This is a genomic window from Rhodococcus sp. NPDC056960 (assembly GCF_042674125.1).
In the GTDB taxonomy this organism is placed as follows: Bacteria; Actinomycetota; Actinomycetes; order Mycobacteriales; family Mycobacteriaceae; genus Rhodococcus_F.
Genome location: NZ_JBHURF010000018.1, coordinates 42,698 through 59,520, shown reverse-complemented (window position 1 = coordinate 59,520; position 16,823 = coordinate 42,698). Strand labels below are relative to the sequence as shown.

Below are 16,823 nucleotides of genomic sequence, written 5' to 3'. Positions count from 1 at the left end.
CGGCCTTTCCGGTAGCTGGGAGATCGGAAAGGCCAGCGTGCGCGCAGTACGAGCGGGGATCCGGCAACGAGGGGTGGCCGGATCCCCGAAATCTTTTCCGAGAGGTGTAACGCTGGAGATTAGCTGGCGATATCCCTGTCAGCCCCGTGTTGCTGCCTGACCCCCGACCTGGCAGCAGCGCGGGGCTCTTGCATTTCCGGCGGCCGGTACGCTGACGTGGGGGTCTCGACCGGGCCTCGCTCGGAATCGGATCGCGCTTGAAATGCAACGAGCACCGACGGCAAGCTGAGGCCCGCACGAAGGACAACTCGGTGAGAGGGCCACGGTGAACGACGAAGACGGCGACAAGGGGCGCACTGCGCCCGAACGGTCGACGCCGGACCCCTCCACGTCGCGCGGGAGTGTCGAGCCCGAGAGTGTCGAGAACGCGAGTCCGGTCCCGAGTGCCGACGAGCCTCCGACGGCACAGCCGAGTGCCGACGAGCCTCCGACGACGCAGCCGAGTGCCGACGAGCCTCCGACGGCACAGCCGAGTGCCGACGAGCCTCCGACGGCACAGCCGAGTGCCGACGAGCCTCCGACGGCACAGCCGAGTGCCGACGAGGCTCCCACAACACAGTTGGACCTCGGTGACCTGGGGGAACGTTCCGGGGAGCAAGCCTCGTTGTGGGTGGAGCCGCCGGCGAACGAGGACGTCACGCAGGTGATTCCCGCGATTCCGGCTGGCCCGGTTCCCGGTCCGACTGTGGCGTACACCGCCGCGGCGGAGGAACCGACGGTCGTGGCGCCGGCCGCTGCGCCGCAGCCCGACCCGGAGCCGGCAGCGGCGTCGGCCGAGGAGACTCCGGCGCGTGCCCCGTGGATGAAGATCGCCGCCGTCACCGGCGGTGTGATCGCCGTGCTCGGCCTCGCGTACGCCGCGGATCTCGCGGTGTCCTCCGGAAAAGTCCCGCGCGGCGTGACGGTGGCCGGAGTCGATGTGGGCGGTTCGTCCCGCGAGGAGGCCGAGGCCACATTGCAGGCGCAGGTCGGCCCCCGGGTCGATCAGCCGCTGACGGTGCAGGCCGGCGACGTGTCGACGGAACTCGTCCCTGCCGCCGCCGGGCTCGGGGTCGATTGGGAGGCCACCCTCGACCGGGCCCATTCTCAGCCGCTGAACCCGTTCACCCGTCTCACGTCGTTCTTCACCACCGACGAGATCGGGGTGGTGTCGACCCGCGACGAGGCCGCGCTGGCGTCCGCCGTCGACGGCCTGCGCGATGACACCGATCGTGCGTCCCGCGAGGGAACCGTCGTGTTCGAGGGCGAGACCCCGGTGCCGGTGGATCCGTCCACCGGACAGAACCTGAACGGTGAGGCCGCCGAGGCGGCGTTGATCGAGAAGTGGGCGTTCGGCCGAACGGTGGAACTGCCCGTCGACGTCGTGCCCGTCACCGTGACCAAGGAAGGCGTCCAGAAGGCGCTCGACGACGTGGCGGCGCCCGCGGCCTCGGCGGATCTGGTGGTCACCGGTCGTGACGGCAAGGTCGCGACGGCGCCGCGTCAGCAGATCGGTGCCATCGTCGGTTTCGAGCCGGACGGCACCGGCGGGCTGAAGCCGACGTACAACGTCGACGCGGCCACCGGAATCCTCGCTCCTCAGCTCGTGTCGACCGAGATCGCACCGAAGGATGCCGCGATCACGCTCGACGGGGGATCGCCCACGGTCGTCCCGGCAGTGGTCGGTGACCTGGTGCAGTGGCCCAAGACCCTGGAGACGTTGCCCGAGGTGTTGCGCGGCAACGGTTCTCATACGATCGCCGCGGTGTACGGCCCCGTCCCGCCCGCTCTCACCACGGAGGCCGCGCAGGGTCTCGGGGTGAAGGAGGTGATCGGCGAGTTCACCACCGGCGGCTTCTCCGCGGCGTCCGGCACGAACATCCGACTCGCCGCCAGTGAGATCAACGGTGCGCTGATCAGGCCCGGCGACACCTTCTCCCTCAACGGGTACACCGGTCCGCGCGGCACGGCTCAGGGGTACGTGGAGTCCGGCATCATCAACAACGGCCGCCCGGACACCGCGGTGGGCGGCGGTGTCAGCCAGGTGGCGACGACGCTGTACAACGCCGCGTACTTCGCCGGTATGGAGGACGTCGCTCACACCGAGCACTCGTACTACATCTCGCGGTACCCGGAGGCGCGGGAGGCGACCGTCTTCGAAGGCGCCATCGACCTGCAGTTCCGCAACAACGCCAAGACGGGCGTGATGATCCAGGCCATCGGCGGCGCGTCCGATCTGACCATCCGGTTCTGGGGAACCAAGTCGGTCGACGTCGACTCGATCACCGGCAACCGCACCAAGCCGACGCAGCCCGACACGGTCACCCTGCCCGCCGGCGATCACTGCATCGCCTCCAGCGGGGCCCCGGGATTCACCGCCAGCGACACCCGGGTGATCTCCGATCACGCCACCGGCCAGGAGATTTCCCGGAACACCAGGACCGTCCGCTACGACCCGGTCCCGATCGTCAAGTGCGAGGCGCCGGGCGCGCCCAAGCCCGACGAGCGCACCCCCGCCGCCTCTCCGGCCCCGTCCACGGCGCCGGAGAGCCCGAAGCCCACCACCTCCGCACCGAAGCCGAGCGGCGGCGGATAGCCGCACTCCTTCTCGGTAGCCGCACTCCCTCTGGGTCCGAAAAGTGTTGCGCGAAAGGAGAAGTGGTGAGTTTACAGTGCCCGTATCGTGAGCGGATGTGCGGAGGGGAGCGGCGTCACCTGGCCTCGTGGCGACCCGGCGCGCGCGATCGCGCGGTGGACTCGCTCCACGACCTGCCCCGGTGATTCGAGGTCGTCCCACGTCCACCGCACCACCTCGAATCCGAGGTCGCGCAGTGCATCCTCACGTAGCTTCTCGGCGAAGACCGCGTCGCCGGGTGATTCTCCGGATTTCAGCAATCGTCCGTACTTGACGCATCCGTCGAACTCTCCCAGGACGATGCCGTCGAAGTGGAAGTCGACGCGTCCGATCCGGCGCCCGCCAGGTTCGAAGACCTCGCCCTGCTGGGACGGGACGGGAAGCCGGGCACGCGACAGCATCACCCGGCTTCGCGATTCACCGACACTTTCGCTGTGGCCGCTCACGAAGCGGACGACCCTGCGCGCCGCATCGACGCCGTGACGGCGGGCAGCACGGGCGAGTTCGGCCTCCAGATCTTCTCGGCCGATGCCGAACCTGCGGACGGCCGCGTCGCCGACCACCACGGCCTGCTCGAACGGCAGCGTTCTCGCGAGGTCGACCACGGTTCGTGCCGGGAGAGTCAGCGAGTGCCCGTCCACCACGGCGACGTGCTCGCCCATCGGGGCGCAGTGCACCGTGGTCCGACGCTTGACCCGGCCACCACCGCGCCGGTTCCGGGTGACGAGCACGCGGTCGAGCGGCGTCTTCCACAGGGGCAGGCCGTACACGACGGCGGCGGATTGGTGACTGAGGATCGCGTAGTCCGACAGCGCGTGAGTCGTCGAGTCGATCAGGAATCGGTGGCGTTCCTCCTCGCCGAGCGCCGAGTACGACGACGTGCAGACGTACGCGCCGCGGCCGATGCGCTGCCACTCGCCACGGCTGTACAGACGCCGGATCTCGTCGTCGCTGTAGCCGCGGTCCAACGCCTCTTGGTGCCGCAGCAGCGCGTGCGGGTCGTGTTCCATGGGAACGATTCTCGCCGGGAGAAACGTCGAGAATCGTTCCCGACGAGCCTGTCTGTGGATGGATCGGGGGTTGTGGACAACTCCCGCACTCCTTCTCGGCTCACGCGCGCCGTTTCGGCCACCACAGACGATGCGTCGACGAAGAAGTGGTGCGGCAACCGGCAGTGGGCACGAAAAAGCCCGGCGGCCGGGGAGTACCCCGGCCGCCGGGCCAGTGTGGAAGCCGATCAGAACGCTGCTTCGTCGAGCTCCATGATGTCGTTGTCGAGGTTGGCGACGATGCCGCGGGTGGCGGTCAGCTCGGGCAGGACGTTCTTCGCGAAGAAGGACGCGATGGCGACCTTGCCCTCGTAGAACGCCTTGTCCTTGTCGGAGGCACCTTCGTCGAGGGCCTTGATCGCGATCTCGGACTGACGCAGCAGCTGCCAGCCGATGAGCAGGTCGCCGACGGACATCAGGAATCGGACGGAACCGAGCCCGACCTTGTACAGCTCGGACGGCTGCTCCTGCGCACCCATGAGGTACCCGGTGAGGGTGGCGGCCATGGTCTGGACGTCCTCGAGGGCGGTGGCGAGCAGGGCGCGCTCGGCCTTGAGGCGACCGTTGCCCGCCTCGGTGTCGATGAACTTCTTGACCTCGCCGGCGATGTGCGCGAGGGCCACCCCGCGGTCGCGGGCGATCTTGCGGAAGAAGAAGTCCTGCGCCTGGATGGCGGTGGTGCCCTCGTACAGCGAGTCGATCTTGGCGTCGCGGATGTACTGCTCGATCGGGTAGTCCTGCAGGAAGCCGGAGCCGCCGAACGTCTGGAGGCTGTCGGTGAGGTACTGGTACGCCCGCTCGGAGCCGACACCCTTGACGATCGGGAGCAGCAGGTCGTTGACGCGGAACGCGAGGTCCTTGTCGGCGCCGGACACCAGCTTGGCGGTGGCCTCGTCCTGGTGCGCCGCGGTGTACAGGTACACGGCGCGCAGGCCCTCGGCGTACGCCTTCTGCATGGCGAGGGCGCGACGGACGTCGGGGTGGTGCGTGATGGTGACGCGCGGCGCGGCCTTGTCCGTCATCTGCGTGAGGTCGGCGCCCTGGACGCGTTCCTTCGCGTACGCGAGGGCGTTGAGGTAGCCGGTGGACAGGGTGGCGATGGCCTTGGTGCCGACCATCATGCGGGCGTGCTCGATGACGTCGAACATCTGCGCGATGCCGTTGTGGACCTCGCCGACGAGCCAGCCCTGGGCGGGAATTCCGTGGCCGCCGAAGGTGACCTCACACGTGGCGGAGACCTTCAGGCCCATCTTGTGCTCGACGTTGGTGACGAAGGCGCCGTTGCGTTCGCCGAACTCGTTGGTCTCGAAGTTGAAGTGCGTCTTGGGGACGAAGAACAGCGACAGTCCCTTGGTGCCGGGGCCTGCGCCTTCGGGGCGGGCCAGGACCAGGTGGAAGATGTTCTCGAACAGGTCGTCGGAGTCGGCGGACGTGATGAACCGCTTGACGCCCTCGATGTGCCAGGAGCCGTCGTCCTGCTTGATGGCCTTGGTGCGGCCCGCGCCGACGTCGGAACCGGCGTCGGGTTCGGTGAGGACCATGGTGGCGCCCCAGCCGCGTTCGACGATGGTGGCGGCCCACTGCTTCTGCTCGTCGGTACCGTTGTTGAACAGTACGTCCGCGAACGCGGGCCCGGCCTGGTACATGTGCGCGGCGGGCTGGGCGCCGAGGATCAGCTCACCGATGGCCCATACGACGGATCGCGGCACGGGAACGCCGCCGATCTCCTCGGAGAGTCCCATGCGGTACCACTCGGCGTCCCACAGTGCGCGGAACGACTTCTTGAAGGATTCCGGCAGGGTGACGGTGTGGTTCTCGGGGTCGAAGACCGGCGGGTTGCGGTCGGCGTCGGCGAAGGACTCGCCGAGCGGTCCCTCGGCGAGACGGGCAACCTCGCTGAGCATGTTGCGGACGGTGTCGGCGTCGAGATCGCCCCACACGCCGTCACTCAGCGGCTGCTCGAGACCGAGTACCTCGAAGAGGTTGAACTCCAGGTCGCGGACGTTGCTCTTGTAATGGCCCATGTCTTCTGTCTCTCCCAGTGAGATGGTGCGGTCTATCCGTTAGTACCGCCCAAGTTATTACTCGTCGGTAACATCGCCGATATTACGCCCGATTTACCTGACTGCCAAGACTCGGGCGGTGTGCGACGACGAGCGCGTCGATCGCCGTCCCGGCGTCCGTCTCGCGGAAGCGCCGTTCTGCAACGTCGACGACGAGCCGACCGTCGATCGAATTCATCAGATCTTCTGGGGTGTAGAGGATTTCGATGTCCTGGGGACCTCCGACGCCCTGCGACAAGTTAACGGCGTCATGCCCCAAAATCATGAGGATTCCATCAGGTTTCAGCGCAGATATGGCGCGGTTCACAACCCGCAGGCGCTCCGCGGGAGCGAGGTGGAGGTAGATCACGAGCACGAGGTCGTACTCGCCGCCGAGGTCCGAATCGGTGACGTCGGCGACGCGGTAGTCGAGTCGCTCGCGGACCGATCGGGGTGCATCGGCGGCCACGCGGCGGGCCTTGTCGACGGCCACGGCCGAGTAATCGAGGCCCGTCACCTCCCAGCCGCGGGTGGCGAGCCAGAGTGCGTTACGACCCTCCCCGCACGCCAGGTCGAGTGCGCGACCGCGGGGTAGCGAAGTGACCTGCTCGACCACGACGGCGTTGGGTGGGGCGCCCCACACCAGTTCGCTCTGTGAATACCGTTCGTCCCAGGCCGCTGCATCCATGCCCTGACGCTAGTACGACTGCTACGGAGTCAGGGTGGTGTGCATGAGGAGCACGTTGTAGTTGTTGTGCACCGTCGTGAGGAAGTAGAGGTCGGGTCCCGACGACCACGGGTGGATGTAGGCGCCGTACGCGCTGGGCAGTTCCCGGGTGTCGACGAGCACCTCCGGCGGGCCCCACGGTCCGGTGACCGACGGCGAGCGTCGCATGACCACCGAGTTGTACTGGTCGGTGGTCAGCATGAGGTACTGGCCGAGGTACTGGTTGTATGCGACGGACAATTCGCCGACCCCGCCCGGCATGATCGGCTTCGCGACGTCGGGGTTGCCCTTGATCCACTTGGCGCCGTCGAAATATTCGTACGCTCCGAGATCCATGATCTGAGGTTCCGGGACCCGCGCGATGTGGACGAGACCGCCGCGCCCGGCGGGGGTGCCGTACTGATAGATGAAACCGTCGGCCTTGACGAACGCGCTCATCTGGAAGTTGGCGTTACCGCCGATATTCGGCCGCTGCGTCTCGGGGGCGACGGTCCAGTTCTCGCCGTTGTCCTGGGAGTACACGAGGCCGGAGTAGTTGGTGTCCCACGTTCCGGCCGGACCCCAGTTCTTCACCGACATCATGCTCAGCACCTGGGTGTTGCCGGCGGCGACGCCGGCGGTGGGGATGCGGCTGATCTCGACGAACGGGATCTTGGGACTCGGGACGAGTTCCTTGGACTGGCCGAAGATGTCGCGCGGCGAGCTGTCGAAGTTCATCCCGTCCGACAGGATGCCGTCCGAACTGCGGAAGAGTGTGCTGCTGCGCCAGGCCCACAGGCTGCCCGACAGCAGGTTGGGCAGCCCGAGCCCGGCGGAGTCTCCGAACGCCGTGAGGACCTGGCCCTGGCCGTTGTCCCACATGATGCCGAGGTCGGTGCCGAGGACGTTGGCGTCCTGGGTGCGGTTGGGGCTGAGCATGCCGGTCTGTTGCGCGACCGCCTGGGTGCGCCCGGTGAGGCGCGGTATCCCGTTGGTGCCGTTGAGGCCGGGAATCGGGTTGATGGCGTTGGGATTCGCTGCCGCCGGACCGGCGAAGCCGAAGGTGATCAACGTCACCGCCGCGCCGATGAGTGACGCTGCTGCAAGAGCTCTGGTTCGCTTCACGAGGACACTCCATCTCTAGCAGCAGGCGGCACTGCGTGGCCTGGAACGACCACTCCCCCTACCGGTGATCAACTGCTGGAAACCGGGGAAAGTCTAACAAGTACGTTCGTGCCGAAGTGTGGGTTTGACCGCCCTTTTCGTGCCGTCGGATTTCTCCCCCAACCTCTTGTTACCGACGAGTAACAGGAACCGGTGCTACCCCGTGGGCGGCGCTCGACGTAACGTGTGCTGGCGACAAGTCCACACTGCGCGTAACCACGCGGGACCTGATGAGGAGATCGATCGATGGGAAAGCAGATTGCCACCGTGGCTGGAGGTCGGCAGTCCGCCCTTCTCGGGCTCGGCGTGTATCGGCCCGAACGGGTTGTCACCAACGACGAGATCTGTGAACTGATCGACTCGACGGACGAGTGGATCCAGTCTCGCTCGGGCATCCGGAACCGGCGGTTCGCGGCGGAGAACGAGGACGTCGTCACGATGTCCATCGAGGCCGGACGCAAGGCCATCGAGGCGAGCGGTATCGACCCCGAGCAGATCGGCTGCGTCATCGTCGCCACGTCGACGTATCTCCTCCTGACGCCGCCCGCCGCGGCTCTGGTCGCCGACGCGCTGGGCACCAGCGGTCCCGGTGCGTTCGACCTCGGCGGCGGTTGCGCTGGCTTCTGCACGGCGCTGACCGTGGCGTCGGATCTGGTGCGCGGCGGCTCGGTCGATTACGCCCTCGTGGTGGGTGTCGAGAAGATGAGCGTCACCACCGAACCGACCGACCGCGCCACGCGCTTCATCTTCGGTGACGGCGCCGGCGCCGTCGTGGTCGGCAAGAGCGACGTCGCGGGTATCGGGCCGGTGGAGTGGGGTTCGGACGGCTCCCAGGCCGACGCCATCGTGCAGGACCTGGACTGGTACGAATACATCACGACGCCGGGCGCCAAGCGTCCGTACATCAAGATGGCCGGCACCGCGGTGTTCCGCTGGGCCGCCTTCGAGATGGGTAAGGTCGCGCTCGCCGCGGTCGAAAAGGCGGGACTGACCGTCGAGGATCTGGACGCCTTCGTTCCGCATCAGGCGAACTCCCGGATCACCGAGGTGATCGCCCGCAGCATGAAGCTTCCCGAGAACGTGCCGGTCTCCGACGACATCGCCGAGTCCGGCAACACGTCGGCCGCGTCCGTGCCGCTCGCGATGGAAGCGATGCTGGTGAACGGAGACGTCAAGCCCGGCGACACCGCGCTGCTCCTCGCGTTCGGTGCCGGTCTGTCCTATGCGGGCCAGGTCGTCACGATGCCGGTGCTCGCGCAGAGCTGATCTGCGTTCGATGCACAACCTCCGGCGGAGCGGTTTCCGCGCCGCGGCCACGATCGCCTGTCTGGTGGTGGTGGCCGCGGCGTCCGGCGGGTGCGGACGGGACGCCGCGCACGACAGCGAACCGGCCGGCGGCGACGGCTCCGCGGTGGAGCTGAACTCGGGCGGCGACTGCGCCGGCCGCGACGTGATCGTGAACAAGGACGGCGCGGGGGTGGTGCTCGACGGTGAATGCGGCACCGTCACCATCGAGGCCAACGGCGTCTCGGCGACCGTGGCCAGGTCGAACGCGGTGATCGTGCGCGGTCAGGACACCAACGTGGTCGGCGGACAGACCGGAACGCTCACCATCACCGGGCGCAGCAACAGCTCCACCATCGACGTCGTCGAGTCGATCGACCTGCAGGGCAACGCCGTGAGCGTGCTCGGCAAGCAGGCGGAGCGGATCTCGGTGAGCGGAAGCGGGAACTCCGTGACCGTCGACGACTCCGGTGCGACGACGGTGAGCGGTAACGACAACTTCGTGCGCGCCGTGTCGCTCGACTCCCTCGACGTCACCGGTTCCAACAATACGGTCGACTGGGATTCCGGTGCGACGGCCCCGGCGGCCGACACGGGCTCGGCGAACCGGCTCGCCCCGCCCGGTGCGTGATCACCGCGCACCGCAGCCGGTGAGCACCGTGGCCATCGCGTCGTGCTCGGCGGGTGTCACCCAGAGTCGGTACGCCACTTTCACTTCCACCTGACGCGCCACATACGTGCAGCGGTACGCCGCCAGCGGGGGCAGCCAGGTCGACGCGTCGGCGTCGCTCTTGCGCTGATTGGTCGGCCCGTCCACCGCCTGCAGGTTGCGGGGGTCGTTCGCGAGGTCGGCCCGCGTCTGCGCGTCGAGGAGTTGCGCACCCTTCTGCCAAGCGTCCGACAACGCCACCACGTGATCGATCTGCACGGCATCCGACGTCTTCGTGCCCCGGGTGAACGCAATGATGTTGCCCGTGTACAGATCCCGCAACGTTCCCGACTGCACCACGCACTCGCGGGTGCGGTCGCGGGAGGTGATGTCGACGAGGTCGCGGCGGAGGATGTCGTTGCGGGTGTCGCAGCCGTTGCGTCCGAGCGCGACCGACACGTTGTCGGTCCAGCTGGCGCCGAACAGTTCCCGGTCGTATCCGGTCTTGGGTGCCCGCCCCTTCACGTCGAGGGTGGCGAGCGCGACGAAGGCGGACTGTATCTGTTGTGCGTCAGTGGCTTCCGACGGCGAGATCGGTTCGGTGCCGGCGGCGAGGGTGTCGTCGGGGTCCGGGGACAGCATCGCGACGAGAACCACGACGATGAGGCCTGCGAGGATCCAGGGCCACTTGTTCCGTACGGTCGTGATGATGGAGCCGGTGTTCGGTACCGCAGAGCGGGGCATGAATCTCTCCTGAAATCAACGCTGTTCGTCATTTCTATCAGGAGTGGTACCGGAGACCGTTGAGCGGCCCGGGATTACGGCGTGACGGTGTGGAGCAAGGGGATCAGCAACTCGTCGTCGCTGAGGGCGCCGTGCTGGCCGGGGAGTGCGGACAGCCTCGACTCCGCCTTCCTCCGCACCACGGCGACACCGCCCTGTGCGATGGCGACGACGTCCCCGATGCGGTCCTGGACCTCGGACCGTACTGCGGGTCCGAACAGCCCGGCGGTGACGGCCTCGTCTCGCGTTCCGATCCACATGCGGTGTCCCAGTTCGCTCCTCCACCGGGAGGCGACCTCGTGCGCGGCTCCGGCCTTTGCGTGGACGTGACGGCAGCGGGGTTCGCCGGCGAGGGCCACCACGCCGTCCGACAACGCCGGAGTGCCGTCGAAGTCGATCTTGTCCGCGTCGTCGACGGTGATCATGCCGTGGTCGGCGGTGACGTGGAGTGTGATTCCCGGACCTGCGGCCGCGAGACCGGCGAAGAGTTTCTCGACGAGCCGGTCGACGACGGCGAGCTGGTGCAGCCAGGATTCGGATCCCGGTCCGTAAATGTGCCCGAGCGTGTCGATTTCGCTGAGATAGCAGTACGTGAGGGTCCGTTCGCCGGACCGGGAGGCGGCGACGACGTGCGCGATGAGGTCACCGTACGCGTGTATGCCCCGGAACGTGCCGCCGCGGAGGACCGCACGGGTGAGGCCGGACCCGTCGAATTTCGCGGGCACCACGGTCGTGCACGTGATGCCGTCCGTCGCGGCACGTTCGAACACGGTGGGCGCGGGCTGGACCACCTCGGGAACCAGCCGGGTGAGTTCGTCGCCCTTGTGCCCGGCGCGCCACGACAGCCAGTTGAGTGTGCCGTGAACCGCACGGACGTATGACTGGTAGCCGGTGATGCCGTGGCTGCCCGACGGTAGCCCGGTGCCGAACGACGCGATGCTGGTGGCCGTCGTGGTGGGGAACCCGGCCCGGATCGGCCGCCCCGCGAGGCCGTCCAGGAACGGCGCGAACTCGCGGTGACGCCGGAGCAGCGTCCAGCCCAGCCCGTCGATCAGGAGCACCACGGTGTGCCGGCTGTCGGGCAGGTGCAGCCGGTTGGGTTGGCCGGCGACCCCCAGCGAGGCGAGAACGGACGGCATGAGGGCGGACAGCGTGGGCTGCGAGTACACGTCGAGCGGCGGCGCCGAAACGGTCATGACCCCACTATGGTCGAACATCTCAGTGGATGCGGTGATACAGGTCCACGGGTTGCCCGTCGGAGGGAAACGGCAGCGAGGTGTAGTTCAGCGGGGCGATGTAATCGGGGCTCACCTGCCAGTCGAATCGCTGCAGCAGGTGGTGCATGATCGTCTTGATCTCGGCGCCGGCGAAGTGCATTCCCAGGCATTTGTGCACGCCGCCGCCGAACGGTTCCCACGCGAATCGGTGCACCTTGTCCTCGCGGCGTCCGGGTGCGAACCGCTCGGGGTCGAACGTCTCCGGGTCGGGCCAGTACTCGGGCATGTGGTGCGTGAAGTGCACGACCACGGACATGTACGTTCCCCGCGGGATGTAGCGGCCGAGCACCTCGGTGTCCTTCACCGCCCGGCGGGCGACCACCGGCACCGGCGGGACGAGGCGCAGGCACTCCTTCATCACGAGGTCCAGGTCGGTGAGTTCGTCGAGCTGGTCGTAGGTCGGGGTGGTCGTGCCGAGCGCCGCCGACTGCCGCCTGCATCGCTCCAGCCATTCGGGATGCTGGCCGAGGTACTGCATCATCGTCGACAGAGTGATCGTGGACGTGTCGTGGGCGGCCATCAGCAGGAAGATCATGTGGTTGACGACGTCGTCGTCGCCGAACCGCCGGCCCTCGTCGGATTCGATGTGGCACAGCGCGGAGAACAGGTCGTCGCCCGCACCCGCGCGCCGGGCGGGCAGGTAGCGGCGGAAGAAGTCCTCGAGGCGCGCGCGTCCGTCGATGCCGCGTTTCCACCGGGTTCCGGGCAGTGGGTACCGCACCACCGAGGTGGCGGCCTGCACGCAATCAATGAAGGCCTTGTTGATCTCGGTCATCTCCCGGTGCGTCGACCCTTCGGCGCCGCCCATGAAGATGCTCGTGGCGAGATCCAGCGTCAGTTCCTTCAGTGCGGGGTAGGCGGTGAACCCGAGGGCGGGCTGCCAGGCGTCGAGTCCCCTCTCGACCGCGGGATGGAGTGTCTCGGTGTAGCGCGACAACCGGTCGCGGGTGAATGCCTGCTGCATGATCCGCCGATGCGCGAGGTGTTCGTCGCCGTCGAGGAGCATGAGGCCGCGGTGGAAGAACGGTCCGATCAGCACGCTCCACCCGTCGCTGTTGACGAATGCCCGTTCCTTGTTCTGCAGTATCTCCTGGCAGCCGTCCGGCCCGAGCACGGTGACCCACCACTTGCCGGCCATGCTCAGCCAGGAGACGGGGCCGTAGCGATCCCAGCGGCTCTGCAGCAGTCCCATCGGGTCGCGGAAGTAGTCGAGCGAGTGTCCGATGACGGGGAATCCGGCATTGCCCGAGATGGGTAACAGGGCACTTTCCGGTGGGGGAGCAGCGAGAACTCTGGGCATCGGCCCTCCTCGTCGGCGTATGTGACAGGGCATCCTGTCAGATGTGTGTAGTGTGCGTCACACCTGCTGTTCTGTCAACATCGAGTCATGAGTCAGCCGGCGCGGCAGTACCGCGGACGAAGTTCGGAGGAGCGGGCCGCGGACCGTCGCGCGCGGCTGCTCGAGGCGGGACTGGAGGTGTTCGGCACCGTCGGCGGCGAGAAGGCGACCATGACCGCCATCTGCGCCGAGGCGAAACTGACGGAACGCTACTTCTACGAGAGCTTCCGCAGCCGGGACGACCTGCTGGTGCAGGTGATCGAGGGCATCGCCGCGGAGATCGCCGAGGCTGCGCGGGTCACCCTGCAGGCCGTGACCGGTGACCCGGAGGTGCGGGCGCGCGCCGCGATCGCGACCTTCGTCGACATTCTGACGGCCGACCCGCGGAAGGGCCGGGTGTCGATCATCGAGTCGGCGGGCGCCGAGCCGTTGCGCACGCGCAGACGCGAGTTGTTGCGGGCATTCGCGCTGCTGGTCGCCGAGGAATCGAAGGCGCTGTACGGCGACCGGGCGTGGTCGTCACCGCAGGACGAGATCACCGCACTGCTGTTCGTGGGCGGGCTCGCGGAACTCATGACGGCGTGGTTGAACGGCGAGATCGAGGTGTCGCCCGATCAGATCGTCGACGCCGCGACCTACCAGTTCACGTCCACCGCGCACCGCTGATCGGGTCCCGAACGAAAACGTGACGACGGTCACGTGCGAAGCTGTGGGGATGGTGGATATCGCACGCCCGCAGTTGGAGGGCACGGTCGCGGTAGGCGAGGGGCGTCGGCTCGGCTTCGCGGAATTCGGTTCGGCTCAGGGCAGGGCAGTGTTCTGGCTGCACGGCACACCCGGCGCGCGCAGGCAGGTGCCGATGGAGGCGCGTGCGTTCGCCGAGCGTGAGCACGTGCGGCTGATCGGGATCGACCGGCCGGGGGTGGGGTCGTCGACGCCGCACCGGTACGGCGCCGTGGTCGACTTCGCGGAGGACCTGCGCACAGTCGCCGACACCCTGGGCATCGATCAGATGGCGCTCGTCGGACTGTCCGGCGGCGGCCCCTACTCGCTGGCGGCGGCGCACGCGATGCCCGACCGGGTGATCGCGGCCGGCATCCTCGGCGGTGTCGCGCCGACGCAGGGGCCCGACGCCATCCGCAGCGGTTTGATGGATCTCGCGGTGCTGGCGGCACCGGTGCTGTCGGCGGGCGGAGTCCCGGTCGGGCTGGCGGCGAGTTCCGTCATCAGGCTGGCGAGGCCGTTCGCGTCGCCGATCATCGACCTGTACGGGCGACTGTCCCCGGAAGGCGACCGCCGCCTGCTCGCGCGGCCGGAGTTCAAGGCGATGTTCCTCGACGATCTGCTCAACGGCGGCAGCAAGCAGCTCAGTGCCCCGTTCGCGGACCTCGTACTGTTCGCGCGGGACTGGGGATTCCGGGTCAATTCGGTGAAGACCCCCGTGCGCTGGTGGCACGGCGACTGCGACCACATCATCCCCCTCCGGCACGGGCAGCACATGGTTGCGCTGCTCCCGGACGCCGAGTTCCACACCATGCACGGAGAGAGCCATCTCGGCGGTCTGGGCATGTCGGAGGAGATCCTCCGCTCGCTCCTGGACATCTGGAACGCCAAGGAGGCGCAGGCGTCGTTCGGCCCGGTGTGACGGCGGCGCGGACGGGCCGCGCCGCCGCACCGGTCAGGACTGCAGCGTGGTGATCTGAAAGGCGGCGCCGAGGGGATCGGCGACGGACGCGAGCCGTCCGAACGGGGTGTCCTCCGGTTCGCGCCGGACGCTGCCGCCCAGTTCGGTCACCTTCGCGACCGCCGCGTCGGTGTCCTCGACGCCGATGTAGAACTGCCAGAACGAGGGGGAACCCTCGGGCAGGAACGAGCCGGCGTCCATGATGCCTGCGACGGTGCGGTCGCCGAGGTTGGCCTGGGAGTAGCGGAATTCGTCTGTGTCGCCGAGGGTCTGGTAGGTCCAGCCGAAGACGTCCGCGTAGAAGGGGAGCGCCGCCGCGTAGTCGCGGGACAGCGTTTCGTGCCAGACGGGGGCGCCGGGTTCGTCGACCAGGCCGAAGCCGGCGTGCTGATCGGCCTGCCACACGCCGATCACGGCGCCGGCGGGATCACCGAGAATGGCCATCGTGCCCTGGTCGCCGACGGTCATCGCGGGCATCATCACCTGGCCGCCGGCCGCGGCGGCCTTCGCTGCGGTGGCCTCGGCGTCCTCGGACGCGATGTACGTGGTCCAGACGTTGCCGTACGGGTTTCCCTGCTGCTGGGGGCCCAGCCCCGCAATGGGTTTGCCCTTGCTGCTGAAGATGGAGTAACCGCCGTACTGCGGATCCTCGTTGGTGTCGGACTTCCACCCGAACAGCCCCGTGTAGAACGGAATGACCTGTTGCGGGTCGGAACTGGTGAGATCGATCCAGCAGGGAGCGCCGGTGAGGGACGGACGGTCGGGCATCGCGGTCTCCTAGGACGTCGGTGATCGAACTGGCGCACCATGTGGGGCCGGTCACAAACCTACGCGTCCCGCCGACCCGGCGCCGGTCCGTGTTGCGCTGTGCAAGACTCTGCCCATGTCTGCGAGCGAGAACCAGGACAGCCCGGGCCGGGCCCGCCAGAATCTGATCTACCGCGACGGCGTCCTCGGGCGCACGCCCACCGTTCCCGCCGACTTCGACACGCTCGAGCGGCGCGCGCGGAAGAAGATGAGCGCCAAGGGCTGGGCCTACGTGCACGGCGGCGCCGGACTGGGTCGCACGATGCAGGCCAACCGCGATGCGTTCGACAAATGGCAGATCGTTCCCCGGGTGCTGCGCGACGTCTCGCGGCGCGACATCGGCGTGGAACTGTTCGGGCGCCGGATCCCGGCGCCGGTACTGCTCGCTCCCGTCGGCGCCGCCGAACTGGCGAGGCCGGAGGCCGACGTGGCCATCGCCGCGGCCGCCGCCGAACTGGGTGTGCCGTACATCTTCTCCAACCAGGGCTGCGCCCCGATGGAGGAGAGTGCGGCGGCGATGGGGGATGCGCCCCGGTGGTTCCAGCTGTACTGGAGCACGGACGACGATCTCGTCGACAGCCTGCTCCAGCGCGCGGAGAACATTCGCGCGGACGCCGTCGTCGTCACCCTCGACACGACGATGCTCGGCTGGCGGCCGGAAGACCTCAACCTCGGCTCGCTGCCGTTCGCGCAGGGACAGGGGATCGCGCAGTACACGTCCGACCCGGTGTTCCGCAGAATTGTGCACGACCGGATCAAGGCCGCGGCGAAGAAGCCGGACGTCGAGGTGACGCTCGGCGCGATCCGGTCGCTGGTGTCGATGACCCGGCGTTTCCCGGGCCGCTTCCTCGACAACCTCCGGTCGCCGGAACCGCGGGCCGCCGTGGAGACGTTTCTCGACATCTATTCCCGTCCGTCGCTGAGCTGGGCAGACATCGAGACCCTGCGCAGCCGGACGTCGCTCCCGATCCTCCTGAAGGGCGTGCTACACCCCGACGACGCCCGGCGCGCACTCGACGTCGGAGTCGACGGCCTCGTCGTGTCGAATCACGGTGGGCGACAGGTGGACGGCAGCGTGTCCTCGCTGGACGCGCTCGTCGACATCGCGCCCGTCGTCGACGGCCGGTTGACGCTGCTCCTCGACAGCGGAATCCGCACGGGAGCAGACGTCTTCAAGGCCCTTGCGCTCGGTGCGGACGCGGTGACGCTCGGCCGGCCCCACCTGTACGGTCTGGCCCTCGCGGGTCAGGCGGGGGCGCGGGACGCGACGGCCAACGTGATCGCCGAATTCGACCTCACGATGGGACTCAGCGGACTGACGTCGGTGGCCGAGATCGACCGCGACGCGCTGCGCCGCGCGTAGTC

14 protein-coding genes are annotated in these 16,823 nt (G+C 68.2%); 6 read left to right on the top strand and 8 right to left on the bottom strand.

What is annotated here, in order from left to right:
- Positions 1-325: 325 nt before the first annotated feature.
- Positions 326-2,635 (top strand): VanW family protein, encoded by a 2,310-nt coding sequence (locus tag ACFTWF_RS27255; RefSeq protein ID WP_378464270.1) that lies wholly within the window; start codon positions 326-328, stop codon positions 2,633-2,635.
- Positions 2,636-2,706: 71 nt separating this feature from the next.
- On the opposite strand, the gene ACFTWF_RS27250 is transcribed toward ACFTWF_RS27255, so the two are convergent.
- The 4 genes from ACFTWF_RS27250 to ACFTWF_RS27235 all read right to left on the bottom strand — a co-directional run bounded on the left by ACFTWF_RS27250 (position 2,707) and on the right by ACFTWF_RS27235 (position 7,596).
- Positions 2,707-3,684 carry a hypothetical protein gene (locus tag ACFTWF_RS27250; protein WP_378464269.1) on the bottom strand — a complete coding sequence of 326 codons (978 nt, stop codon included), beginning with the start codon at positions 3,682-3,684 and terminating at the stop codon, positions 2,707-2,709.
- Positions 3,685-3,911: 227 nt separating this feature from the next.
- Positions 3,912-5,747 carry an acyl-CoA dehydrogenase gene (locus ACFTWF_RS27245; RefSeq protein ID WP_378464268.1) on the bottom strand — a complete coding sequence of 612 codons (1,836 nt, stop codon included), beginning with the start codon at positions 5,745-5,747 and terminating at the stop codon, positions 3,912-3,914.
- 82 nt (positions 5,748-5,829) lie between these two features.
- A complete protein-coding gene (locus tag ACFTWF_RS27240; RefSeq protein WP_378464267.1) occupies positions 5,830-6,453 on the bottom strand; it encodes a class I SAM-dependent methyltransferase in 624 nt (207 codons plus the stop codon).
- A gap of 21 nt (positions 6,454-6,474) precedes the next feature.
- Positions 6,475-7,596 (bottom strand): DUF4185 domain-containing protein, encoded by a 1,122-nt coding sequence (locus ACFTWF_RS27235; RefSeq protein WP_378464266.1) that lies wholly within the window; start codon positions 7,594-7,596, stop codon positions 6,475-6,477.
- A gap of 285 nt (positions 7,597-7,881) precedes the next feature.
- Here ACFTWF_RS27235 and ACFTWF_RS27230 point away from each other — a divergent pair, with 285 nt between their 5' ends.
- Positions 7,882-8,901 carry a beta-ketoacyl-ACP synthase III gene (locus ACFTWF_RS27230; protein ID WP_378464265.1) on the top strand — a complete coding sequence of 340 codons (1,020 nt, stop codon included), beginning with the start codon at positions 7,882-7,884 and terminating at the stop codon, positions 8,899-8,901.
- Between the two features lie 10 nt (positions 8,902-8,911).
- The gene (locus tag ACFTWF_RS27225; RefSeq protein ID WP_378464264.1) at positions 8,912-9,550 is read left to right on the top strand and encodes a DUF3060 domain-containing protein; all 639 of its coding nucleotides are present in this window, start codon (positions 8,912-8,914) and stop codon (positions 9,548-9,550) included.
- On the opposite strand, the gene ACFTWF_RS27220 is transcribed toward ACFTWF_RS27225, so the two are convergent.
- The 3 genes from ACFTWF_RS27220 to ACFTWF_RS27210 form a co-directional block, all read right to left on the bottom strand.
- Complete coding sequence (locus ACFTWF_RS27220) at positions 9,551-10,312, bottom strand: HNH endonuclease family protein (RefSeq protein ID WP_378464263.1); 762 nt, start codon at positions 10,310-10,312, stop codon at positions 9,551-9,553. It lies immediately after the preceding gene.
- Positions 10,313-10,386: 74 nt separating this feature from the next.
- On the bottom strand, positions 10,387-11,547 hold the full coding sequence (locus ACFTWF_RS27215; RefSeq protein WP_378464262.1) for an alkaline phosphatase family protein: 1,161 nt from the start codon (positions 11,545-11,547) through the stop codon (positions 10,387-10,389).
- Positions 11,548-11,569: 22 nt separating this feature from the next.
- Positions 11,570-12,928 (bottom strand): cytochrome P450, encoded by a 1,359-nt coding sequence (locus ACFTWF_RS27210; RefSeq protein WP_378464261.1) that lies wholly within the window; start codon positions 12,926-12,928, stop codon positions 11,570-11,572.
- Between the two features lie 87 nt (positions 12,929-13,015).
- Between ACFTWF_RS27210 and ACFTWF_RS27205 the strand changes: the two genes are divergently transcribed.
- Both ACFTWF_RS27205 and ACFTWF_RS27200 read left to right on the top strand, forming a co-directional pair.
- The gene (locus tag ACFTWF_RS27205) at positions 13,016-13,633 is read left to right on the top strand and encodes a TetR/AcrR family transcriptional regulator (RefSeq protein ID WP_378464260.1); all 618 of its coding nucleotides are present in this window, start codon (positions 13,016-13,018) and stop codon (positions 13,631-13,633) included.
- 49 nt (positions 13,634-13,682) lie between these two features.
- A complete protein-coding gene (locus ACFTWF_RS27200; protein WP_378464259.1) occupies positions 13,683-14,612 on the top strand; it encodes an alpha/beta fold hydrolase in 930 nt (309 codons plus the stop codon).
- Positions 14,613-14,645: 33 nt separating this feature from the next.
- Here ACFTWF_RS27200 and ACFTWF_RS27195 read toward each other — a convergent pair whose 3' ends face one another.
- Positions 14,646-15,419, bottom strand: a complete 774-nt coding sequence (locus ACFTWF_RS27195; RefSeq protein ID WP_378464258.1) for a VOC family protein — start codon at positions 15,417-15,419, stop codon at positions 14,646-14,648.
- A gap of 115 nt (positions 15,420-15,534) precedes the next feature.
- Between ACFTWF_RS27195 and ACFTWF_RS27190 the strand changes: the two genes are divergently transcribed.
- Complete coding sequence (locus ACFTWF_RS27190; RefSeq protein WP_378464257.1) at positions 15,535-16,821, top strand: alpha-hydroxy-acid oxidizing protein; 1,287 nt, start codon at positions 15,535-15,537, stop codon at positions 16,819-16,821.
- The last annotated feature ends 2 nt before the right edge of the window (positions 16,822-16,823 follow it).

Excerpts from the sequence above, each read along its gene's own strand:
- ACFTWF_RS27210 (WP_378464261.1), bottom strand. The coding sequence starts at position 12,928 with ATGCCCAGAGTTCTCGCTGCTCCCCCACCGGAAAGTGCCCTGTTACCC.
- ACFTWF_RS27240 (WP_378464267.1), bottom strand. The coding sequence starts at position 6,453 with ATGGATGCAGCGGCCTGGGACGAACGGTATTCACAGAGCGAACTGGTG.
- ACFTWF_RS27250 (WP_378464269.1), bottom strand. The coding sequence starts at position 3,684 with ATGGAACACGACCCGCACGCGCTGCTGCGGCACCAAGAGGCGTTGGAC.
- ACFTWF_RS27230 (WP_378464265.1), top strand. The coding sequence starts at position 7,882 with ATGGGAAAGCAGATTGCCACCGTGGCTGGAGGTCGGCAGTCCGCCCTT.
- ACFTWF_RS27225 (WP_378464264.1), top strand. The coding sequence starts at position 8,912 with ATGCACAACCTCCGGCGGAGCGGTTTCCGCGCCGCGGCCACGATCGCC.
- ACFTWF_RS27245 (WP_378464268.1), bottom strand. The coding sequence starts at position 5,747 with ATGGGCCATTACAAGAGCAACGTCCGCGACCTGGAGTTCAACCTCTTC.
- ACFTWF_RS27190 (WP_378464257.1), top strand. The coding sequence starts at position 15,535 with ATGTCTGCGAGCGAGAACCAGGACAGCCCGGGCCGGGCCCGCCAGAAT.
- ACFTWF_RS27215 (WP_378464262.1), bottom strand. The coding sequence starts at position 11,547 with ATGACCGTTTCGGCGCCGCCGCTCGACGTGTACTCGCAGCCCACGCTG.
- ACFTWF_RS27200 (WP_378464259.1), top strand. The coding sequence starts at position 13,683 with ATGGTGGATATCGCACGCCCGCAGTTGGAGGGCACGGTCGCGGTAGGC.
- ACFTWF_RS27205 (WP_378464260.1), top strand. The coding sequence starts at position 13,016 with ATGAGTCAGCCGGCGCGGCAGTACCGCGGACGAAGTTCGGAGGAGCGG.
- ACFTWF_RS27220 (WP_378464263.1), bottom strand. The coding sequence starts at position 10,312 with ATGCCCCGCTCTGCGGTACCGAACACCGGCTCCATCATCACGACCGTA.
- ACFTWF_RS27195 (WP_378464258.1), bottom strand. The coding sequence starts at position 15,419 with ATGCCCGACCGTCCGTCCCTCACCGGCGCTCCCTGCTGGATCGATCTC.